Source organism: Nucisporomicrobium flavum, from assembly GCF_016464385.1.
Lineage (GTDB): Bacteria > Actinomycetota > Actinomycetes > Mycobacteriales > Micromonosporaceae > Actinoplanes > Actinoplanes flavus_A.
Genome location: NZ_JADMLH010000003.1, coordinates 237,832 through 258,675, shown reverse-complemented (window position 1 = coordinate 258,675; position 20,844 = coordinate 237,832). Strand labels below are relative to the sequence as shown.

20 protein-coding genes are annotated in these 20,844 nt (G+C 72.8%); 6 read left to right on the top strand and 14 right to left on the bottom strand.

Annotation, left to right across the window (positions count from 1 at the left end; genetic code table 11):
* Nucleotides 1–156: 156 nt before the first annotated feature.
* A complete protein-coding gene (locus IT780_RS09185; protein ID WP_307831104.1) occupies nucleotides 157–1,035 on the top strand; it encodes a DUF2637 domain-containing protein in 879 nt (292 codons plus the stop codon).
* Between the two features lie 43 nt (nucleotides 1,036–1,078).
* Here IT780_RS09185 and IT780_RS09180 read toward each other — a convergent pair whose 3' ends face one another.
* The 6 genes from IT780_RS09180 to dxs form a co-directional block, all read right to left on the bottom strand.
* Nucleotides 1,079–2,302 (bottom strand): sensor histidine kinase, encoded by a 1,224-nt coding sequence (locus IT780_RS09180; protein WP_372443673.1) that lies wholly within the window; start codon nucleotides 2,300–2,302, stop codon nucleotides 1,079–1,081.
* A 2-nt stretch (nucleotides 2,303–2,304) separates the two neighbouring features.
* The gene (locus tag IT780_RS09175) at nucleotides 2,305–2,997 is read right to left on the bottom strand and encodes a response regulator transcription factor (RefSeq protein WP_199511021.1); all 693 of its coding nucleotides are present in this window, start codon (nucleotides 2,995–2,997) and stop codon (nucleotides 2,305–2,307) included.
* 77 nt (nucleotides 2,998–3,074) lie between these two features.
* A complete protein-coding gene (locus IT780_RS09170; RefSeq protein ID WP_199511020.1) occupies nucleotides 3,075–4,406 on the bottom strand; it encodes a PQQ-binding-like beta-propeller repeat protein in 1,332 nt (443 codons plus the stop codon).
* Between the two features lie 38 nt (nucleotides 4,407–4,444).
* The gene (locus IT780_RS09165; protein WP_199511019.1) at nucleotides 4,445–5,776 is read right to left on the bottom strand and encodes a hypothetical protein; all 1,332 of its coding nucleotides are present in this window, start codon (nucleotides 5,774–5,776) and stop codon (nucleotides 4,445–4,447) included.
* A gap of 2 nt (nucleotides 5,777–5,778) precedes the next feature.
* The gene (locus IT780_RS09160) at nucleotides 5,779–7,101 is read right to left on the bottom strand and encodes an outer membrane protein assembly factor BamB family protein (protein ID WP_199511018.1); all 1,323 of its coding nucleotides are present in this window, start codon (nucleotides 7,099–7,101) and stop codon (nucleotides 5,779–5,781) included.
* A 48-nt stretch (nucleotides 7,102–7,149) separates the two neighbouring features.
* Nucleotides 7,150–9,078: a 1-deoxy-D-xylulose-5-phosphate synthase gene (dxs, locus tag IT780_RS09155; RefSeq protein ID WP_199511017.1), complete on the bottom strand. Its 1,929-nt coding sequence runs from the start codon at nucleotides 9,076–9,078 to the stop codon at nucleotides 7,150–7,152.
* Between the two features lie 126 nt (nucleotides 9,079–9,204).
* Between dxs and IT780_RS09150 the strand changes: the two genes are divergently transcribed.
* Complete coding sequence (locus IT780_RS09150) at nucleotides 9,205–10,590, top strand: cation:dicarboxylate symporter family transporter (protein WP_199511016.1); 1,386 nt, start codon at nucleotides 9,205–9,207, stop codon at nucleotides 10,588–10,590.
* A gap of 2 nt (nucleotides 10,591–10,592) precedes the next feature.
* Here IT780_RS09150 and IT780_RS09145 read toward each other — a convergent pair whose 3' ends face one another.
* A complete protein-coding gene (locus IT780_RS09145) occupies nucleotides 10,593–11,900 on the bottom strand; it encodes a class I SAM-dependent RNA methyltransferase (RefSeq protein ID WP_199511015.1) in 1,308 nt (435 codons plus the stop codon).
* Nucleotides 11,897–13,969, bottom strand: coding sequence for an APC family permease (locus tag IT780_RS09140; protein WP_199511014.1), 2,073 nt, complete (start codon nucleotides 13,967–13,969; stop codon nucleotides 11,897–11,899). The genes IT780_RS09145 and IT780_RS09140 overlap by 4 nt, the downstream gene beginning before the upstream one ends.
* 112 nt (nucleotides 13,970–14,081) lie before the next feature.
* Between IT780_RS09140 and IT780_RS09135 the strand changes: the two genes are divergently transcribed.
* Nucleotides 14,082–14,747, top strand: coding sequence for a potassium channel family protein (locus IT780_RS09135; protein WP_199511013.1), 666 nt, complete (start codon nucleotides 14,082–14,084; stop codon nucleotides 14,745–14,747).
* A 1-nt stretch (nucleotide 14,748) separates the two neighbouring features.
* Nucleotides 14,749–15,423 (top strand): potassium channel family protein, encoded by a 675-nt coding sequence (locus IT780_RS09130; RefSeq protein WP_199511012.1) that lies wholly within the window; start codon nucleotides 14,749–14,751, stop codon nucleotides 15,421–15,423.
* Here IT780_RS09130 and IT780_RS09125 read toward each other — a convergent pair.
* The 4 genes from IT780_RS09125 to dut all read right to left on the bottom strand — a co-directional run bounded on the left by IT780_RS09125 (nucleotide 15,420) and on the right by dut (nucleotide 18,018).
* Nucleotides 15,420–16,205: a DUF3159 domain-containing protein gene (locus tag IT780_RS09125; RefSeq protein WP_199511011.1), complete on the bottom strand. Its 786-nt coding sequence runs from the start codon at nucleotides 16,203–16,205 to the stop codon at nucleotides 15,420–15,422. The genes IT780_RS09130 and IT780_RS09125 overlap by 4 nt on opposite strands.
* Nucleotides 16,202–16,579 carry an OB-fold nucleic acid binding domain-containing protein gene (locus IT780_RS09120; protein ID WP_199511010.1) on the bottom strand — a complete coding sequence of 126 codons (378 nt, stop codon included), beginning with the start codon at nucleotides 16,577–16,579 and terminating at the stop codon, nucleotides 16,202–16,204. Before IT780_RS09120 ends, IT780_RS09125 begins: the two co-directional genes overlap by 4 nt.
* A gap of 155 nt (nucleotides 16,580–16,734) precedes the next feature.
* Complete coding sequence (locus IT780_RS09115) at nucleotides 16,735–17,451, bottom strand: DUF3710 domain-containing protein (protein ID WP_199511009.1); 717 nt, start codon at nucleotides 17,449–17,451, stop codon at nucleotides 16,735–16,737.
* A 72-nt stretch (nucleotides 17,452–17,523) separates the two neighbouring features.
* Entirely contained in the window at nucleotides 17,524–18,018 is a 495-nt protein-coding gene (gene dut / locus IT780_RS09110) for a dUTP diphosphatase (protein WP_199511008.1), read from the bottom strand.
* Nucleotides 18,019–18,110: 92 nt separating this feature from the next.
* Between dut and IT780_RS09105 the strand changes: the two genes are divergently transcribed.
* Complete coding sequence (locus tag IT780_RS09105) at nucleotides 18,111–18,596, top strand: DUF3093 domain-containing protein (protein WP_199511007.1); 486 nt, start codon at nucleotides 18,111–18,113, stop codon at nucleotides 18,594–18,596.
* On the opposite strand, the gene IT780_RS09100 is transcribed toward IT780_RS09105, so the two are convergent.
* Nucleotides 18,593–19,354, bottom strand: a complete 762-nt coding sequence (locus IT780_RS09100; protein WP_199511458.1) for a hypothetical protein — start codon at nucleotides 19,352–19,354, stop codon at nucleotides 18,593–18,595. The two genes, IT780_RS09105 and IT780_RS09100, sit on opposite strands and share 4 nt — an antisense overlap.
* 215 nt (nucleotides 19,355–19,569) lie before the next feature.
* A complete protein-coding gene (locus IT780_RS09095; protein WP_023561654.1) occupies nucleotides 19,570–19,866 on the bottom strand; it encodes a DUF4193 domain-containing protein in 297 nt (98 codons plus the stop codon).
* 432 nt (nucleotides 19,867–20,298) lie between these two features.
* Here IT780_RS09095 and IT780_RS09090 point away from each other — a divergent pair, with 432 nt between their 5' ends.
* Nucleotides 20,299–20,838, top strand: coding sequence for a LytR C-terminal domain-containing protein (locus tag IT780_RS09090; RefSeq protein ID WP_199511006.1), 540 nt, complete (start codon nucleotides 20,299–20,301; stop codon nucleotides 20,836–20,838).
* Nucleotides 20,839–20,844: the final 6 nt, after the last annotated feature.

Below are 20,844 nucleotides of genomic sequence, written 5' to 3'. Positions count from 1 at the left end.
GCCGCGTCACACGTTCGTCTCGCCTTCGACACGAACGCGACGCGGTCCCGTGCGTTCCGTCACTCGATGCCGTACCGCAACATCGAGCAGCCAGGATGATTCGCCGGGCCCGCCCGGGCCCGTGATCACCCGAATCGACTGGCAGAGGAGCGCACGGTGATCCTCCCGCAACTTCGCCGCGTCCGCTGGGCGGTACGCGCGACCCTGGTGCTGGGCGTCGCCGCCTCCGTGGTCGCCAACATCCTGCACGCCCTCGACAACCCGATCAGCCAGGCCATCGCCGCCTGGCCACCGCTCGCGCTCCTGCTGACCGTCGAGCTGATCTCCCGCGTCCCGGTGCACCGCCGCTCCCTGGCCGCCGCGCGCCTCGTCGCCACGGCCACCATCGCGGGCATCGCGGCCTGGGTGTCGTACTGGCACATGGCCGGCGTCGCGGCCCGGTACGGCGAGACCGGCGCGTCGCCGTACCTGCTGCCGCTGTCGGTGGACGGGCTGATCGTGGTGGCGAGCATCTGCCTGGTCGAGCTGGGCGGCCGCATCTCCGCGATCGAACGCGAGAGCCGCGAGACGGCGCCGGCCGCACAGCCGGCGGTCCCCGGCCTGATCCCGGTCCCGGCCCCGGCGTCGGCACCGACGTCCTCGAACCCGGCGCCGATGCCGACCCCGGCGGCGGCCCCAGCCCCGACGGCGTTGCGGCGGACGACAGCAGCGGCGCTGGCGGAGGTCGCGGCCACCCTGCCCAAGGCCACCCCGCCCAAGGCCGGCCTGCCGAAAGCGCGGGCGTCCGAAACGTCCTCTTTCAAGCCCGTCCTGACCCGCGCGCAGGCGACTACGCGCACCGGACCGGCGAGCCCGGCCAAGCCGAAGACCCGCCGCTCCCCCGCCGAGACGGTCGCCGCGGCCGCGAAGATCAAGGCCTCCCGCCCGGACCTGACCGACGCGCAGCTGGCCGCCGAGCTGGGCATCAGCGTCTCCCGCTGGCGCACGATCCGCCGCGAGACCGGCGCCGACGACGACCTGCGCCTGGCGGCCTGAGACCGACCGACCGACCGGCCGACCGGCCGGCCGGAACCCGGGATCAGCCCGGGGCGATCCCGAGCCCCTTGGCCTTCGGCACGGTGGCCGTCGCCGCGACCACCGGGGTCGTGTCGGCGGCCGGCAGGCTCACCGTGACCTCGAGCCCGCCGCCGGGCTGCGCCACCGCGGACACCGTCCCGCCGTGGGCGTCGCAGACCGCCCGGACGATCGACAGCCCCAGCCCCGACCCGCGCGACCCGGTCCGTTCCCACCCGCCGCGCCGGAACGGCTCGAACAGGCCCGGCACGTCGCCCGGGTCCACCTCGTAGCCCGTGTTGCCGACCACCAGCCGGGCCTGGCCGCCCACGTTCTCGGTACGCAGCCACAGCTTGCCCATGAGGTGGTTGTAGCGGATCGCGTTCTCGATGAGGTTGCCGGCGAGCCGGTCGAGCAGGCTCGGGTCGCCGACCACGTTGGCGGCCTGCAGGTCGGTCGTCACGTCCAGTTTCAGCCGCTCCGCCTCGGCACGGACCGCGGAGAGCCCGTTGTAGACGCTGGTGGCCAGGTCGGCGGGCACCTTGCGGACCAGGCGGCGGCCGGACTGGGCCTCGCTGCGGGCCAGGACCAGCAGCGCGTCGACGAGGCCGTTGGCGCGTTCCGAGGCGTTGCGGACGACCTTGGCCATCCGCCGGTACTCGGCCACGTCCGCCTCGTCATCGCTGAGTGTCACGTCGATCTCCGTACGCATCACCGCCAGCGGCGTTCTCAGCTCGTGCGACGCGTTGGCGACGAAGCGTTTCTGGGATTCGAACGCGCCGGCGAGGCGGTCGAGCATCGCGTCGAAGGTGCGGGCCAGCTCGGCGACCTCGTCGTCCGCGCCGGAGTAGCGGATGCGCTCGTCGAGGGTCTCCTCGCCGAGGCGCCGGGCCGTGGCGGTCACGTTGTGCAGCGGCCGCAGCGCCCGGCCGGCCACCGCGTACGCGCCCGCGATGCCGATGATGCCGATGGCGAAGAGCGCGACAAGGCCCTTGACCAGCAGTTCCCGGGAGGCGCGCTCGACGAGCTGGGTCTGCCAGGTGAGCGCGTCGAGGCGGTCGCCGTTGGAGAGCACGACCTGGGTGCCGGGCTGCAGCTCGTCCGCCGGGTGCAGGGCGTCGCCGACGAGCAGCCAGGCGAGCAGGACGAGGATGGCGCCGGCGCCGACGAGGAGGATGCCGTTGAGCAGGGTGAGCCGCAGCCGGAGCGTCGGCCGCAGCCCGAGCCGTTCCTGCCGGCCGGCGTACACGGTCACGCGAGGCCGCCGGCGGGCGTGACGATCACCGGCTCGGGCACCCGGTATCCGGCGCCGACCACGGTTTCGATCAGCGGCGGGTCGCCGACCTTCTTGCGCAGCGTCATGACGGTGACCCGTACGGTCGTCGTGAACGGGTCCGTGTTGGCGTCCCAGACGCGTTCGAGCAGCTCCTCGCTGGACACCACGCCACCGCGGGCCTTGAGCAGCTCCTCGAGGACGCCGAACTCCTTGTTCGTCAGGTCCACCGGGGCGCCGCCGCGGGTGACCACCCGGCGGGTCTGGTCGAGCACGAGGTCGCCGACGGTGAGCACGGGCGGGGCCGCCGGGGTGGCGCGCCGGCCGAGCGCCTGCACGCGGGCGACGAGCTCGTCGAAGGCGAACGGTTTGGGCAGGTAGTCGTCGGCGCCCAGCTGCAGGCCCTCGACCCGGTCGGCGACCGTGCCGCTGGCGGTCAGCATCAGCACCCGGGTGAGCGCGCCCGACTCGACCAGCGCCGCGCATATCTCGTCGCCGTGCATGCCCGGGAGGTCCCGGTCCAGCACGACCACGTCGTAGCGGGTCACGTACGCCATCTCGTGACCGGCCAAGCCGTCGTACGCGACGTCGACCGCCATCCCTTTGCGGCGCAGACCTCGCGCGATCGCGTCGCAGAGGTTCCGTTCGTCTTCCACCACCAGCACGCGCACCCGCGGCTCCTGTCGAAAAATCGGGTCAGCCGGCGACCAGCTTCGTCGCTGCCGCGTTAAGAGGCTGTAAGTGCAGGCTACCGGTCGGTCACCGGATCGGTCAGGGGCCAGATCGCGACCGAGGCGTCGAGGCCGCGGCAGACGAGCACGTCACCGGTGCCCTGGCAGTCTCCGGAGACGCCGGTGGCCTTGCCGAGCACGCGGACGGCCAGGGTCCGCGGGTCGAGAAGGGCGTACCAGACGACGTCGTCGCCGATCCGCTGCCGCAGCCCGATGACCGTGCCGTCCGGGCGTACCTCGCCGACGGAGCGCCACGTGCCGAAGTCGCCGTGCAGTTCGCCGGTCACCGGGTCGACGACGGCGAGCGGGTATCGCGCCTCCAGCCCCTCGTTGCCCGTGACGAGCAGGTACCGGCCGGTGGGCTCGGCCCACGTCCACCTCTCGCTGGACCATCGGAAAGCGCCGGTCAGCGTGTCGACGACCTGGACACCGCCGCGGTAGCCGAACAGGCAGATGCCGCCCGCGCAGTCCGGCTGCACCCAGCGGCCGGAGAGGTCGAGGTCGTTGCGCCAGCGTTCGCGCAGGTCCCGGAGGTCGTACGCGGTGACGTCGCCGAGCCCGCCGACGAGCACGAGATCGCCGGCGGGCCAGACCGTGATGCCGCGGCGGGACCAGGTGGGCGGCGCCGGCACGTCCAGCGTGGCGGTGACCCGGCCGGTGACCGTGTCGCGGACCTCGAGGTGGCCGGCGACGGTGGCGGTGACGAGGCGCCCCGGGAAGCCGTCGTCGTACCCGGCCTCCGTGGTGTACCCGAGGACGGGCTGGCGCAGCACCCAGCGGTTGCGGCCGGTGGTGAGGTCGACGCCGTACCAGTCGAGGTGGCCGAACTGGGGGCTGTTCTCCCGCAGCAGTGCCACGTTGTCGGCGCGGGACACGCTGAGCAGCCGGGCCGGTGCCCGCCACCGGGCATGGTCGGTGCCGGCCTCGACCGCGACCGTGGCCTCCGCGCCGAGCGTGTCGACCTGGTACGACACCAGAATCGCGTCCCCGGCCGACGTGACGCCGAGGACGCCGCCGGTCACCGCCGCCGTCGTCCGGGACAGCAGGGTGCCGGCGGGCAGCGCGTACGTGCTGACCACCCGGTTCTGCGTCGCGGTGACCCAGCCGACCTCCGGGGCGCTGACCAGGTACAGCCGGTCCTTCTCGACGAACATGGCGTCGCCGAGGCGGGCGGCCACGACGGTCGGGGTGACCGGTGGCAGCCGCGGTACCGAGCCGGAGACGAGCAGGAGCAGCGCGACCGCGGCGCCGGCCAGCGCGGCGCGGAAGGGGGCCGGGCGGTGCGCGGGAGCGGGCGGCAGCGGCTGCTCGTCGTGCAGCTCGCCGAGGTCGATGACGACGTCGCCCACGCCGTCATTGTGCGCCACGTCACGTCACGCGGCGACCATCAGGCGCGGTAGCGGAACACGTCCATCCCGCCGCCGACCCTGCAGGCGACCGTCGCGGTGTCCGCCTGGCACTGCGTGGCCGCCAGCGGGATGCGGCCGAGCGGCTGCACCGCCGTCCGGCCGGCCCGCAGGACGCCGACGCTCGTGCTGAGGTCCGGTTCCGGCCGGGTCAGCACGTACGCCTCATCGCGCTCGCCGCGGACCGCGACGAACCCGCGCCATCCGCTCAGGTCGGCCAGCACCCGCCCGGTGGCCTGCTCGACGGAGCGCAGCGGGCTGGTCTGGCCCCGGACCTCCAGGACTGAGCCGGGGCCGAAGGCGAGCAGGTCGGTGTCCGGCTCCGCCCGCCACAGCAGCCGGCCCGTCCGCGGGTCCACCACCTGCACCTCGGTGAGGCTGCGGACGCAGGGCAACCCGGCGCAGGCCGCGGCGCTGCCCTGCGGATCGGGCTGGTACTGCTGCCAGAGCGGTGCGAGCGTGTCGACGGCGTACGCGACGACCGGGCCGCCCTCCCCGAAGCCGCCGTAGTGCACGAGCAGCACGTCACCGACGGCCTCGCCCCACACCGGGAGCCCGCCGGCGACCCGGGCCACCGCCCGCTCGCGCAGCACGGCGCCGTCCCGGGGTGACCGCACGGTCAGCCGGTCGGCGGAGAGCACGACGATGGCCCGGCCGGTCCAGGCGGTGGAGATCGAGCCGGGCACCGAGGCGGACCAGAGGCGCCGGCCGGTGCCCAGCTCCACCCCGTCGATCGCGGTGCTGCGGGCGGGCTCGGTGTGCAGCTGCTCGGTGGTGCTGCCGTACAGCCTGCCGGGCGCTCCGGTGTCGACGTCGTACTCGGTGCCGGGGCGGAAGGTCTCCCGCAGCACCAGCCCGGTCCGGTCGTCGAGCCGTTGCAGGGGTGTCGCCGAGCGCCACCGCACCGCCCCGGTCCGCGCGTCCAGCACGGTGGTCGAGCGGCGCACGTTCACCATGAGCAGGTCCGGCGTGGCGTCGGTGAGGTAGTACGGCTCCTCCTCGCTCCCCTGCGGTCCGGGCGCTGTCCAGAGCCGCCGTACCGGGTCCGCCGACCATGCCGTGACCAGCGGTGGCCGTTGCTGGAAGTCCAGCGCGTAGAGCCGGCCGCCGAGCAGCTGGACCTCGGTCCCGGCCGGGGCCGGCACCCGGCCGGCGCGCTGCCAGAGCAGCGAGGAGACGGGGGCCGCGCCGCCGAGCGCGAGGGTCAGCAGGGCGGCCAGGGCGAGGCCGAGGCGGCGGTAGACGTATGCGGGCGGTGCGGCGGGCGGGTCGGGCGCAGCCGGCGTCTCGGGGCTCAGCTCGATCAGCGCCACGCCTATCCCTTTCGCTGGTACGCCCAGACCGTGAGATCGCCGGAGGTCGACCGGCAGACCAGCCGGGCCGGCACGGCCTGGCAGTCGCCGGTGCCCGGGGGAAGGTCGGCCAGGAGCTCCGGTTGCGCGCCGTCGGGGGCGGCGACCGCGACCATGGTACGGGCACCCGCGCTCGCCGTCCGCGTCACGAGAAGATGGTCGCCGCCGCCCGCACCGGGAACCGGACGCCACCCGTCCAGGCCGGTGACGACCTCGCCGGTGCCGGGGTCGATCACGCCCACGGGATCGTTCTCGCCGCCCGGGGTGCCGGACGCCAGCACCAGGCCACCGCGCTGCTCGACGCTGCGCCACGCCGGGCGATACCAGCGCAGGGCGCCGTCGGCGGGGTCGATCGCCCGGACACCGTCGGGACCGGCGAGGCAGGCCAGCGCGCCGCAGGTGGTGATGCCGAACGCGGACCCGGCCGGGCGGACCCAGCGGGGCTGCAGCGTCACCGGGTCGAACGCCGAGACCATGCGGCCGCCCAGCGTGGGGTGCCGCAGCAGCAGGAGCCCGCCGGAGAGCACGGGGTTGTCCGGGCCGTAGTCGGCGGGCGGCAGCTGGGCCCGGGCGAGTTCCGCGCCCGTGGTGAGGTCGTGCACGGCGGCGGTGCGGTCGTCGTGGACCAGCAGCATCCGCCACGGGGACTCGGTGGGACCCGGCACGCTGAGCAGCACCGCCGTGGACGGCACGGGCACCGACCACGTCGTCCGGCCGGTCGCCGGGTCGACCGCCTCGACCGAGCCCTGCACGCGCCGGCCCGGCCCGGAGAAGCTGCGCACGTTGGAGACGGCGAGCAGGGTGGACGAGCCGGCCACCGTGACGACGCTGCCGGAGCGCCGCCACCGCACGGAGCCGTTGTCCAGCGCTACCGCCGTGGTGCCCGGGTCGACGCGGGCGTTGCCGGAGAAGGGCCGCAGCAGGATCAGCCCGTCACCCGTACGCAACCGGAAGGTCGGCATCGCCGAGCCCGCCTGCCAGCGCAGATGGCCGTCGCGCAGGTCGTACGACGTCAGCACGCCGAGGCTCTGTGCGAGCAGGTCGCCGTTCTCCGTGAGCGTGTACGGGTCCGCCGGCCCCACCCGCAGCGACAGCAGCGGGGTGAGCGCGGGCGGCGGCGGGGCTGCCGAGGCCGTCGAGCCGAACAGCACGAGGACGGCGACCAGCACGGGCGCGAACCAGTCCGGAACCGTGGACCGGGTGGGGGCGGCGTACTCGTCGGGCTCCCCGCGCGCGAGCCCCAGGTCGATGATTACCGTCGGACCCTCGAACGTCTCCGCCGCCATACCCTCAAAGGTAACGGCTCTATAACGAAAGTGCGCGCCGAGCGACGGCTACGACGCCGGCTGCGGCTCGCCCGGGGCCGCCTCGAGCTTCGAGACCCACTCGGTGACGTCCCGCGCGACATCCTGCGCCGTGAGCCCCAGCGAGGCCAGGATCTCGGCGCGGCTGCCGTGCGGGTGGAAGCCGGTCGGCACGCCGAAGCCGCGCACCGGCAGGTCGGCGCCCGCGTCGCGCAGGGTGGCGGCCACGGCCTCGCCCACGCCGCCGGCCCGTACGCCGTCCTCCAGCGTGACCACGAGGCGGTGCCGGCCGGCCAGCCCGACGAGCTCGATCGGGACCGGGCGCACCCAGCGCGGGTCGACGACCGTGACGCCGTACCCCTGCTCGGCGAGCCGTTCGGCGACCTCCATGCCCAGCTTGGCGAACGCGCCGACCGCGACCAGCAGCACGTCCTTGCGCTCGGCCTCGTGGAGCACGTCCACCGGGCCGGCGCGGCGCACGGCCGGCAGGTCCGCGGCGACCGAGCCGGTCGGGAACCGGACGATCGTCGGCCCGTCGTCGACGGCCACCGCCTCGCGCAGCTCCTCGCGCAGCGTGGCGGCGTCGCGCGGGGCGGCGATGCGCAGGCCGGGGACGACGCCGAAGACGCTCATGTCCCAGATGCCGTAGTGGCTCGGGCCGTCCGGGCCGGTGATCCCCGCCCGGTCGAGCACGAACGTGACCGGCAGCTCGTGCATCGCCACGTCCAGCAGGACCTGGTCGAAGGCCCGGTTCAGGAAGGTGGCGTACACGGCGACGACCGGGTGCAGGCCGCCCATCGCGAGGCCGGCCGCGGAGGTGGCCGCGTGCTGCTCGGCGATGCCCACGTCGTACGCCCGCTCGGGGTACTTCTTCGCGAGCGCGGCGATGCCGGTGGGCTCGGCCATCGCGGCGGTGATGCCGACGACGTCCGGGCGCTCGTCGGCGATGGCGACCAGCTCCTCGGCGAACACGTGCGTCCATTTCACCGTGGGGGCGGCCAGCAGCTTGCCGGTCTCGATGCTGAACGCGCTGCCCGGGCCGTGCAGGCAGTCGGCCTCGTCGTCCTCGGCGGGCCGGTAGCCGTAGCCCTTGCGGGTCACCGCGTGCACGATGACCGGCGCGTTGAAGCCCTTGGCGCGGCGCAGCGCGGACTCCATGGCCTGGTGGTCGTGGCCGTCGACCGGGCCGATGTACTTGATGCCGAGGTCCTCGAACATCGGCTGCGGGCTGACCGCGTCCTTGATGCCCTTCTTGACCGCGTGCAGCACCTCGTACGCCGGCTTGCCCACCACCGGCGTCGAACCGAGCGCGTTCTTCACCAGGTCCAGCACGCGCTCGTAGCCGGGGTTGAGGCGCAGCGTGGAGAGGTGGTCGGCGAGGCCGCCGATCGTCGGCGCGTACGACCGGCCGTTGTCGTTGACGACGATGACCAGCTTGTTCTTCGCCCCGGCGATGTTGTTGAGCGCTTCCCAGCACATGCCGCCGGTGAGCGCGCCGTCGCCGACCACGGCCACCACGTGCCGGTCCTCGCCGCGGAGCGCGAACGCCTTGGAGATGCCGTCCGCATACGACAGCGCGGTGGAGGCGTGGGAATTCTCGATGAGGTCGTGCTCGCTCTCGGCCCGGCTCGGGTAGCCGGAGAGGCCGCCACGCTGGCGCAGCAGGTCGAAGCCGTCCTGGCGGCCGGTCACGATCTTGTGCACGTACGCCTGGTGGCCGGTGTCGAACAGGATCCGGTCGCGCGGGGAGTCGAAGACCCGGTGCAGCGCCAGCGTCGTCTCCACCACGCCCAGGTTGGGCCCGAGGTGGCCGCCGGTGCGCGAGACCTTGGCCACCAGGAAGTCCCGGATCTCGGCGGCGAGCAGGGTGAGCTGCTCAGGGCTCAAGCGCTTGAGGTCGCCCGGCGTGGCGATCGTGCCGAGGATGCCGGTCGTCGTCTGATCACTGCGCTCGCTCATGAGGAGTCAGTCTATCGGCGTACGGCCCGTACGCATCCGGCGCGAACGGCTAGTGCGACCTCCTCCACAAAACCTGCACATTCGCTAGATCGTGACTCAGGTCACAGCTTGCGGTAGGAAGGAGCCATGACCGTCGATGCCCCGCCCGCCGCCCGCCGCGACCGCAGTCATCTGCTCTACATCGCCGTGCTGGTGGCGATGGCCCTGGGCATCGCCGTCGGCTTCCTGTTCCCGGAGTTCGGCAAGGACCTGCGCCCGCTGGGCACCGGCTTCGTCGCGCTGATCCGGATGATGATCGCCCCGGTGATCTTCTGCACGATCGTGCTGGGCGTCGGCTCGATCCGTCGCGCCGCGCAGGTCGGCCGGGTGGGCGGGCTGGCGCTCGGCTACTTCCTGATCATGAGTACGGTCGCGCTCGCGATCGGGCTGGTCGTCGGCAACATCCTGCACCCCGGCTCCGGGCTGCACCTGAGCGCCGAGCTGGCCAAGACCGGTCAGGCCCAGGTCAGCGGCGAGGCCGAGTCGACCGTCGACTTCCTGCTCGGCATCATCCCGGACTCGCTGCTGGGCGCGCTGACCACCAGCGAGGTGCTGCAGACGCTGCTGGTGGCCCTGCTCGTCGGCTTCGCGGTGCAGGCCATCGGCCGCTCCGGCGAGCCGGTGATCCGGGCGATCGGCGTGATCCAGCGCCTGGTCTTCAAGATCCTCGCGATGATCATGTGGCTGGCCCCGATCGGCGCGTTCGGCGCGATGGCCGCCGTGGTCGGCGCGACCGGCTTCGACGCCCTCAAGAGCCTCGCCGCCATCATGGTCGGCTTCTACGTGACCTGCGCGCTGTTCATCTTCGTGGTGCTCGGGCTGCTGCTGCGGCTGATCGCCCGCGTCTCGATCTTCAAGCTGCTGCGCTACCTCGCCCGCGAGTTCCTGCTGATCCTCTCGACCTCCTCGTCGGAGTCCGCGCTGCCCCGGCTGATCGCCAAGATGGGCCACCTCGGCGTCAGCCGCCCGGTGGTCGGCATCGTGGTGCCCACCGGCTATTCGTTCAACCTCGACGGCACCGCGATCTACCTGACGATGGCCTCGCTGTTCATCGCCGACGCGCTGGACAAGCCGCTCTCCGTGGGTCAGCAGATCGGCCTGCTGCTGTTCATGATCGTCGCCTCGAAGGGCGCGGCCGGCGTCACCGGCGCGGGCCTCGCCACGCTCGCCGGCGGCCTGCAGAGCCACCGGCCCGACCTGGTGCCCGGCGTCGGCCTGATCGTCGGCATCGACCGGCTGATGTCCGAGGCCCGCGCACTCACCAACTTCGCCGGCAACGCCGTCGCCACGGTCCTCGTCGGCACGTGGACGAACGAGATCGACCGGGAGCAGGTCGACGCGGTGCTCTCCGGCGCGGCCCCGTTCGACGAGACCAGCTACGACGACGACCCGCACGACGCCCACGAGGCCGACGACGCCCACGCCGGGGACAGCACGGAACGCGAGCCGGCCGCCAGGACAGCCGGCAGCTGACCTCAGCGCTCCAGCAGCGCCACGCACTCCACGTGCTGCGTCATCGGGAAGCAGTCGTACGCCCGCAGCGCCGTCACCCGGAACCCCAGCTCCGCGAACGTCTTCACGTCCCGGGCCAGAGCGGCCGGATCGCAGGCCACGTACGCCACGGCCCGGGGCCCCGCCGCCACGACCGCCCGCACCACCTTCGCCCCCGCACCGCTGCGGGGCGGGTCGAGCACCACCACGTCGACGGGACCGGCGACCCGGCGACGGGCCAGGGCGACGTCCACCTTGGCCGCGACGACCTCGACGTGCCGCAGCGTGGCGAGGTTGCGACGGGCCGCCGCCACGCCGACCGGGGACGACTCCACCACCGTCGTACGGGCCTCGGTGCGCTCGGCGAGGGCCGCGGCGAACAGCCCCGCGCCGCCGTAGAGGTCCCAGGAGACCTCGCCGGGCTCCGGCCGCAGCATCTCCAGGACGGCGGTGACCAGGGTGTCCGCGGCGGCCGGGTGGATCTGCCAGAAGCCTTCGGCCGGCACGTGCCATTCCCGGCCGGCGGCCACCTCCCGCACTTCGGCCGAACCGTCGAGCAGCGCGCGGTCGCCCCCGTGCACCTCGTCCAGCAGCCAGTCGCCCGTCGCCGGGGCAGCCTCCCCCGTGGACCGCGTGGCCACGGTTGACCCGGCCCGCCGGGCGAGCACGCTCACGTCGCCGCCGGTGGACGCCACCGCCTCCACCGCGGCCGCGTCCGGCCAGCGCCGCGCGGTCACGTCGAGCTCCTGCAGGCGGGGGTGCGCGATGCGGCACCGGTCGATCGGCACGACCTCGTGGGAGCGGTGCTTGAGCAGGCCGGGGCGGTCGGCGGCGTCGACCGCGTACCGGATCCGCGACCGCCAGCCCAGCGGGCCGCCGGGCAGCGGCTCCACCCGTACCCCGAGGGCGTCGAGCTGGGTCGCGCTCAGGCCGCCCATGCGGCCGAGCAGCTCCCGCACGACCGCGGCCTTCCACTCCAGCTGCGCGGCCGGCGCGACGTGCTGCAGGTCGCAACCGCCGCAACCGAAGGGCCGGGCGTACGGGCACGGCGGCGTCACCCGGTCCGGCGACGCCTGCTGGACGGCCACCGCCTCGGCGCGCAGGTACCCGCGGTGCAGCTCGGTGATCTCGGCCGTGACCCGCTCGCCCGGCAACGCGTGCCGGACGAACACCACCCGGCCGTGCTCGTCACCGATCCGGGCGACACAGTGCCCGCCGTGCGCCGGCGCCCCGACGACGAGCTCGACGCGGTCCCCCTCGACCAGGTCCTCGATGCCGTACGGGGAACTCATCGGGCCTCGTCCGCCCCGGTCGCGGCGGGCTCCGTGGACGCCGGAGCAGCCGACGTGCCACCTTTCGAGTTCAGGTCGGTACGGCGCGTCCGCGGCCCGCGGGCGGGTGCCCGGCTCAGGTCCCGGTCCAGCCGCTCGAGGTCGCGGTCCTGGCTGGAGCGCAGCTGCCAGGGCACGCTGGTCACCATCACGCCCGGCTCGAACAGCAGCCGGCCCTTGATCCGCAGCGCGCTCTGGTTGTGCAGCAGGTTCTCCCACCAGCGGCCCACGACGTACTCGGGCACGAAGACCGTGACCACGTCCCGCGGCGAGCCGCGGCGCACGCTCTTGACGAAGTCGATGATCGGCCGGGTGATCTCGCGGTACGGCGAGTCCACGACGGTCAGCGACACCGGGATCTGCCGCCGCTCCCACTCCGCCTGGATCTTGCGGGTGTCCTTGTCGTCCACGTTGACCGTGACGGCGGTCAGCGTGTCGGGGCGGGTGGCCTGCGCGTACGCGACCGCCCGCAGGGTCGGCATGTGCACCTTGCTGACCAGTACGACCGCGTGGTTCCGTGACGGCAGCACCGGGCGTTCCTCGGTGGGTTGCAGCTCCTCGGCGACCCGGACGTAGTGCTTGCGGATGGCGAGCATGAGCACGTAGATCAGCACCATGCCGGCGATGGCGATCCACGCGCCGAGCAGGAACTTCGTGATCAGCACGACGATCAGGACCGCGCCGGTCATCGCCATGCCGAAGGTGTTGATCGCCCGCGAGCGGAACATCTGGCGCCGCTTCAACGGGTCCCGCTGGGTACGCAGCAGCCTGTTCCAGTGCCTGATCATGCCGGCTTGCGACAGCGTGAACGACACGAAGACGCCGACGATGTAGAGCTGGATCAGCCGGGTGACCTCGGCGTCGAACGCCATGATGAGCACGACGGCGGCCACGGCCAGGAAGATGATGCCGTTGCTGAAGGCGAGCCGGTCGCCGCGGGTGTGCAGCTGGCGCGGAAGGTAGCGGTCCTGGGCCAGGATGGAGCCGAGCACCGGGAAGCCGTTGAAAGCGGTGTTGGCGGCCAGGAACAGGATCAGGGCGGTGACCGCGCCGACGAGGTAGAGCAGGATCGAGCCCTCGCCGAAGACGGTCTCGCCGAGCTGGGTGGTGACCGTCTTCTGGACGTAGTCCGGCGGGCCGCCGACGATCTGCGACGCGTCCTCGACGAACTGCAGATGCGTCGCGCGGGCCAGCATGATGATCCCGATGAGCATCAGGATCGCGATGCCGCCGAGCAGCAGCAGCGTGGTGGCCGCGTTCTTGCTCTTCGGCGGCTTGAACGCGGGCACGCCGTTGGAGATGGCCTCGACGCCGGTCAGCGCCGCGCAGCCGGAGGAGAACGTCCGCAGCAGCAGGAACACGAAGGCGAAGCTGGTCAGATGGTGTGCCTCGGCGTCGATGACCAGATCCGCGCTGGGGGCGCGGAGGTCCTGGCCGAGCACGAAGACCCGGACCATCCCAGTGATGATCATGCCGAGCACGATGATGATGAACGCGTACGTCGGTACCGCGAACGCCGTGCCGGACTCCCGCAGCCCGCGCAGGTTGAGCGACGCGAGCAGGGCCACCGCGGCGATCGCGATGCCGATCTTGTGCTCGGCGACGAACGGCACCACCGAGCCCAGGTTCTGCACGCCGGCGCTGACCGACACCGCCACCGTGAGGATGTAGTCGACCAGCAGCGCGCTGGCCACCGCCACGCCGAACTTGGGCCCGAGGTTGACCGTCGCCACCTCGTAGTCGCCACCCCCGGACGGGTACGCGTGCACGTTCTGCCGGTAGCTCGCCACGACCGTGATCATCACCACCGCCACGGCCAGCGTGATCCAGGGAGAGATGGCGAACGCGGTCGCACCGGCGATCGACAGCGTCAGGAGGATCTCGTCGGGCGCGTACGCGACACTCGAGAGCGCGTCCGACGCGAACACGGGAAGCGCGATGCGCTTGGGCAGCAGCGTGTGCTGCAGCCTGTCGGACCGGAAAGGCCGGCCGAGCAGCAGGCGCTTGGCTAGGGACGTCGAACTTGCCACAAGCGCCAAGCGTACGGCGGTATCCGCCACGCCGTCGGCCGCCCCGGCCAGCATGCGTCGCGCGGGCATGGCACGCTCTGCACGTACGCATTCAGTGGGAAGGCGTGAAACCTTGCACGTGGTGATCATGGGCTGCGGCCGGCTCGGCTCGACGCTGGCCCACAAACTCGACGCCCGCGGCCACTCGGTCGCGATCATCGACCAGAATTCCGACGCCTTCCGACGGCTCGGTGCGGAATTCGGCGGGATCACGGTGACCGGGATCGGCTTCGACCGCGACGTGCTGCGCCAGGCCGGCATCGAGCGCGCGGACGCCTTCGCGGCGGTCTCCAGCGGCGACAACTCCAACATCATCTCGGCCCGGCTGGCCCGCGAGACGTACGGCGTCTCCCGCGTGGTCGCCCGCATCTACGACGCACGCCGGGCACTGGTCTACGAGCGGCTCGGCATCCCCACCGTGGCGACGATCCGCTGGGCCGCCGACCGGATGGTGCGCCACCTCGTGCCCGAGGGCACCGTCGAGGTGTTCCGCGACCCGACCAGCGCCGTCTCCATCGTCGAGGCGCCGCTGCACCGCGACTGGGTGGGCCGCACGATCAAGACGCTGGAGGAGGGCACCGGGGCCCGGGTGGCGTACCTCATGCGGTTCGGCATCGGCTCGCTGGCCACACCCTCCACCGTCATCCAGGACGGCGACCAGGTCTTCGTGCTGGTCACCGACGACATCGTCGACGACGTGCTCGCGGCCGCCGCGAGCACCGGCGTGGGGGGTCATTGACATGCGGATCGCCATCGCGGGCGCCGGCAACGTCGGCCGCTCGATCGCGAGCGAGCTGATCGGCAACGGCCACCAGGTCATGCTGATCGAGCGCCAGCCCCGCCAGCTGCGCCCCGAACGGGTGCCGGAGGCCGAGTGGGTGCTGGCGGACGCGTGCGAGGTCAGCAGCCTCGAGGAGGCGGACGTGGCCGGCTGCGACGTGGTCATCGCCGCCACCGGCGACGACAAGGCCAACCTCGTCGTGTCGCTGCTCGCCAAGACCGAGTTCGCCGTCAACCGGGTCGTGGCCCGGGTGAACCGCGCCGAGAACGAGTGGCTCTTCACCGAGCAGTGGGGCGTGGACGTCTCGGTGAGCAAGCCGCGGCTGATGGCGGCCCTCGTCGAGGAGGCGGTGACGGTCGGCGATCTGGTGCGCATCATGACGTTCCGCCAGGGCGAGGCCAACCTCGTGGAGATCACCCTGCCGGCGAACGCGCCGTACGTGGGCCAGCCGGTCCGCTCGGTGCCGATGCCCCGCGACTCGGCGCTGGTGGCGGTGCTGCGCGGCAAGCGTGTGCTGGTGCCCACCCCGGACGACCCGCTGGAGGCGGGCGACGAGCTGATCTTCGTGTGCACGACCGAGGTCGAGGACGCCGTCCGCGCGGTCGTCCTCGGCAAGACCGGCGACCTCGGCTAGACCGCCTCGGTCGGCTGCTTCTCGTCCGTCTGGGCCGACGTCACCCGGTGCACGGCCCAGGCGGTGAAGGCGAACGTCGCCGCGTAGATGGGCCAGCTGATCAGCACACGCACGATGCCGATCGCGTTGGCCTGGTCGGCGAGGTAGAGCCAGCCCTGCACGCCGGCGCGGATGAACAGCGACGCGGCCCAGACCAGGGTCAGCCATTGGAACGTACGGAACAGCCGCGGGTTGTCGAACCAGTCGTGCTTCCCGCCGTTGGCCAGCACGCCCCACACGTACCCGATGATCGGGCGGCGGACCGCGACCGAGGCGATCAGCACCACCACCTGTCCCAGCGTGAGCAGGATGCCCGGCAGGTAGAAGTTCTTCGCGTCGCCGGTGCGCCACGCGAGGTACGCACCGATCGCGATGCCGAACAGGCCGTTGACCGCGTGCCGGATCGGTTGCTTGCGGCTCAGCCTGTACGCCCCGATGGCCAGCGCGGAGCCCACGCTGCCGCCGATCGCCCAATACAGCGCGGTCTTCTTCGGCAGATCCAGCCCGGCGTCCCCGAGCAGCACGTTGAGCAGCACGAACGCCAGCACCGGCACGCTCGACTCGATGAGCCCGCGTACCCCGCCGAGCTGCTCGGAGATCTGCTCGCTCATCGAGGGCAGGGGCTCGTCCGCCTCCTCCGGCTCCGGCACCGGATGCAGATCGAGTTCCTCGACAACCTCCTCGGCGACCCGCTCCTCGACCGTTTCGTGCGCGGCGTGACGGGGCTCGCTGCCGGGTGTCACCGGGGCGCCTCCAGCTCGTAGTACGGGTTGTAGATGACCTTGCGGTCGTCCCGGATCGCGATCCGGCCGCGCGCGGTGAGCTGACGTCCCGGTTCGATGCCCACGATCGAGCGCCGGCCCAGGAAGACGAGCGTGACCACGTCACTGCCGTCCCAGAGGTCCGCCTCGAGCGTCGGCAGGTTGGTCCGGGGAGTGTACGCCACCGTGCGCAGCCGCCCCGACACGGAGACGACCTGGCCGCGGCGGCACTGTCCGGCCGGCATCGCTCCGCACTTGGCGCTGTCGCGTTGCAGCTCCTCGGCGTCCAGCTCCTCCTCGGAGGCGGTCAGCCGTTCGAAGAACCGGCGCAGGCCGGTGCGTTGATCGGTCGTCATGACCCTCTGCCACCTCTGGTAGGCACGCCACGGGGAACCGACGGCGGGGCACCGGCGGACGGCCCCAGTGTGGGCAGGGACCGCAACTCCACGGTACGCCGGAAGCACCCCGGTGACCTAGGTCACCGGGGATCACCTCGACCAGCGGGCACCGGTCAGCGCGCGTGGCGTCCGTTCGTACCCGGCATCTGCTGGTTGCGCGCCACGTCCGGCGGCGTCGGGTCCTCGTGTTCGTGGACGTGCTCCTCGGCGGCCTCGGCCATCTCCCGCGGCAGCCGCAGCGGCAGGGCCTCACGCACCGGGCGCGCCTCGTTGTCCCGGACCACGACCAGCCCGCGCAGGCATTCGCCGAGCACGCCCTCCTGGCCGGGATCGGCGGCCGCGAGCCCCTGGAACAGCGCCCGGACCATCCAGCGCGGACCGTCCACGCCGACGAAACGGACGTCGGCCGGGCCCTCGGGCGTGTTGACCCGTGCCGCCAGCTCGACGCCGTACGGCCCCTCGAACTCGACCGGCGACGCACCGTCGGCCTTCATCGCCGTCGCGATCTCCTCGCGGACCTCGTCCCAGATCCCCTCGGTACGCGGCGCCGCGAACGCGCCCAGCTGCAGGGCGCTGTTGCCGTGCACGAGCACGACCTGCTCGACCCCGCCGTCCGGGTTGGCCTGCACCCGCACCTCGACCCCCTCGACCGCGGGGATCAGCAGGCTGCCGAGGTCGAGACGCTGGACCCCCTCGGGCGCCTGCGCGCCGTCCCAGGGGCCGAACTCGGGCGCCGGCGGCAGGTCACCCATGCTCTGGGCGAGGGCCGCCGACTGGGGCGCGTCGTCCGGGCGTACGTGCCGCGGGCCTCCGCGCTTGCGGGAGAACATCTGCTTGCCACCTTCCCGATCGTCAAGCTTCTGCTGCGCCGGGCCGTCGCCGGGCCCGGCCTGCGGGATCCGTCAGTGGGCTCCGGGCGCGGCCGGCGCGTCCGCGGATCCCTTACCCTGCTCCGGCAGCGCACCGTGGCCGCCGGTGGAGCCGTGGCCGCCCGCGCCGCGCGCGCTGCCGGCGAGCTCGTCGACGACGCGGAACACGGCCCGCTCGACCCGCTGGACGACCAGCTGGGCGATGCGGTCACCCCGGGAGATCTTGACGGTGTTCTCCCGGTCGTGATTGATGAGATTCACCAGGATCTCGCCGCGGTAACCGGCGTCGACCGTACCGGGCGCGTTGAGGACCGTCACGCCCAGGCGGGCGGCCAGCCCCGAGCGCGGGTGCACGAGCCCGACGTGGCCCTCCGGGAGCGCGATCGCCACACCGGTCGGCACGAGCTTCCACTCCCCGGGGGCCAGCTCCACGCTCTCGGCCGCGTACAGGTCGGCACCGGCGTCACCGGGGTGGGCGTACGCCGGCAGCGGCAGGCCGGGGTCGAGGAGTCGGACCTGGATGTCCACGCGGAAGTCCTTCACGTCGAGCGGATCGGGGCGGCACTCACCCTGCCATCCTGCCGTCAGCGCGGACGGAGGCGCGCCGTACCCTCACCAGCGTGACACCCGAGCCCTCCGCGCGCACGGTCGCGGCCGCGGCGTACGCCGAACGGCTGCGCGCACCGTGGTGGATGTGGCCGGTCGCGCTCGGGGTCGGATTCCTGCTGGCGGCCGAGATCTGGATGGGCGGCGGGGGCGTACGCGCCTGGCTGCCGTTCGCCGTCCTGCTCCCGCTCTCCGCCTTGCTGCCGTGGTGGCTGGGGCGCATCCCGGTGGCGGTCACGGCGACGGAATTCCAGGTGGACGACGCGCGACTCCCGCTGGCGGTGATCGCCGACGTCGTCGCGCTGGACGCGGACGGCAAGCGCGAGGTGCTGGGCGTGGGATCCCACCCGCTCGCCTTCGTGGTGCAGCGCCCCTGGATCAAGGGCGCCGTACAGGTGGTGCTCGACGACCCCGCCGACCCCACCCCGTTCTGGGTGGTCAGCACGCGTCACCCGGTCGAGCTGGCAACCGCGCTGCTGGCGGCCCGCAGCCGACCCTAGGGCAGCGCCGGGCGGTTCTTGCGGAGGTCCTTGGTGAGCTTCTCGCCGAGGTTGTGCGTGGCGCGGCGGTTCAGGTAGCCCGCCACGGCCGCTCCCGTGAGCAGCGGTCCCATCGTGGTCAGGTTGCGCCCGAAGCGGCGCAGCAGGGACGACTGGAGCTCCTTGCGGGCCGCCGTGCCGAGCACCGTCGCGACCCCGACGCCCGGCACGAGCGGGTTCACGCCGCGCCCGCCGGACCAGGACTGGATCAGGGCGGCCGCCTTCTGCCCGCCGGAACCGGCGACCGGCCGGCCGTACACCTCGTGCAGCTCGCCGATCAGCTTCAGCTCGATGGCGACCACGGCGATCGTCTCCGCGGCGAGCAGGACGGGCGCCGAGAGCAGCGTGGGCGCCACGGCCCACTCCAGCGAGGCCACGCCGCCGCCGGCCGCGCCCACCCCGGCCGTCGCCCGGGCGGCGTTGCGGACGAGGCGCTCGGCGAGGTCGTCGCCGTCGAGGCCGTCGAAGTGCCGGCGCAGCGTCTCGAGGTCACGGATCGGCACGTGCGGCGCCACGTCGGCGACCACGTCGGCCATCCACCGGATCGCCGCCTTCGGCCGGAACATCTGCCCCAGCCCGCGGCGGCGGACGTCGCCGACCAGCCGGCCGAGCAGGCGCCGGCGCTTCTCCGGCTCCAGGTCGTCGGCGGTCAGCGCGGCCACGGTCGCGCCGATCTCGGCATCGACCGCCCCCTGCGGCTCTGCCGGGTCGACCTTCATGAGCTCATGCCCCGGCTCTGCGGTCGGTGCCGAGTTCTCATCTGGGCGGCTCATGGTGGTCGACCTCCCCGTTCGTCTGCCGTCAGCGACCCTTTACCCCGCCGGAGGGGCGGGCACACGGGTCACACGCCGCGCGTACGCCACACCGGCGTCCGTTCGGCGCCCGGCCGTCGGCGACGGCCGGGTAGGTGTCTCTCCTGCGACGGGTACGCGGGTCAGGCGCACTCGCGGCAGATCAGTTCCCCGTTGCGTTCGACCGCCAGCTGGCTGCGGTGATGCACGAGGAAACAACGGGCGCAGCGGAACTCGTCGGTCTGCATCGGCAGCACTTTGACGGTCAGTTCCTCGTCGGCCAGGTCAGCGCCGGGGAGCTCGAAGCTCTCCGCGACCTCGACCTCGTCGACGTCCACTGCGCCCGACTGCGAGTCGGCGCGGCGGGCCTTGAGTTCCTCGAGGCTGTCCTCGCCGAGGTCGACCTCGTCGCGACGCGGGGCGTCGTAGTCGGTGGCCATCGGTGTTCACTCTCCTGTATCGATGTGTCACTTGGCGTAAGTAACGCCGGCGACGACGTATCGGTTCCCGTTCTGACGGACTTTTCTCCCTGACCCGAACCGCAGGGGAACGACCATCCGCCGAGGCGCCCCCACCCCCTCGTGAAACTGCCCCGGCAAACGCGGCACCTTACCGCCCTCGTGGGACGCTTGTACGTCCGCGGGCGGCCAATTGTTCCCGATGTGACTGAGGCGACATCAAGGTAGGGGCCCAGCGGCGTGGATCATCGTCGCCGCGCCGGGAGACGTTCCCTCTTTCCGTGCGCGTGGCGGGCAGATCTTTCCGTGCGCGTGGTGGGCACACGCCGCGGGCATGGCGGGCAGACGCTAACCTCACCGCAGACCGTGGCGTCACCGAGGACGACGCACACCCGAGGCGGGAGTACTGCACCCATGAGTTTTGCGCGCGTCCGAGCGCTCGTCGTGGTCGGCGTCCTCGCCGTCGCGGCGGTGGTCTTCGTCGTCGTGGCGCTGGTCCGCGACACCCAGGGCGGCGCCGTGGCCGGCGGTGGATGCCCCGAGGGCTCGGTGATGGCGAACGTGAAGCTGCCGGACGACCCGCAGGAGGTCACGGTCAGGATCTTCAACGGCACCGACCAGGCGGGCCTCGCCGACCGGGTCACCAACGACTTCAAGAACCGGCGCTTCCAGACCCAGAAGCCGGCCGAGAACAACAAGAAGTTCGACGGCGTCGCGATCCTGCGGTACGGCCCGGACGCGGTCGGCTCGGCGTGGCTGCTGCGGGCGTACTTCCTCAACCAGGCCGACCCGCAGTACAGCGCCAAGCGCAAGGGCGCCGTCGTGGACATCGTCATCGGCGGCCGGTTCCAGCAGCTCGCCACCACGACCGAGGTCAACCAGTCGCTCGTCGAGCTCAGCGAGCCGCAGCTCCCGCCGGGCGCGTGCGCGGCTCCGGTCAAGAAGGACTCCTGACCCGTC

What these genes read in the sequence shown, in the direction of transcription:
- IT780_RS09095 (WP_023561654.1), bottom strand. Translation starts at nt 19,866, where the DNA reads ATGGCCACCGACTACGACGCCCCGCGTCGCGACGAGGTCGACCTCGGC.
- IT780_RS09150 (WP_199511016.1), top strand. Translation starts at nt 9,205, where the DNA reads ATGACCGTCGATGCCCCGCCCGCCGCCCGCCGCGACCGCAGTCATCTG.
- IT780_RS09090 (WP_199511006.1), top strand. Translation starts at nt 20,299, where the DNA reads ATGAGTTTTGCGCGCGTCCGAGCGCTCGTCGTGGTCGGCGTCCTCGCC.
- IT780_RS09100 (WP_199511458.1), bottom strand. Translation starts at nt 19,354, where the DNA reads ATGAAGGTCGACCCGGCAGAGCCGCAGGGGGCGGTCGATGCCGAGATC.
- dxs (WP_199511017.1), bottom strand. Translation starts at nt 9,078, where the DNA reads ATGAGCGAGCGCAGTGATCAGACGACGACCGGCATCCTCGGCACGATC.
- IT780_RS09115 (WP_199511009.1), bottom strand. Translation starts at nt 17,451, where the DNA reads ATGTTCTCCCGCAAGCGCGGAGGCCCGCGGCACGTACGCCCGGACGAC.
- IT780_RS09130 (WP_199511012.1), top strand. Translation starts at nt 14,749, where the DNA reads ATGCGGATCGCCATCGCGGGCGCCGGCAACGTCGGCCGCTCGATCGCG.
- IT780_RS09160 (WP_199511018.1), bottom strand. Translation starts at nt 7,101, where the DNA reads ATGGCGGCGGAGACGTTCGAGGGTCCGACGGTAATCATCGACCTGGGG.
- IT780_RS09145 (WP_199511015.1), bottom strand. Translation starts at nt 11,900, where the DNA reads ATGAGTTCCCCGTACGGCATCGAGGACCTGGTCGAGGGGGACCGCGTC.
- IT780_RS09120 (WP_199511010.1), bottom strand. Translation starts at nt 16,579, where the DNA reads ATGACGACCGATCAACGCACCGGCCTGCGCCGGTTCTTCGAACGGCTG.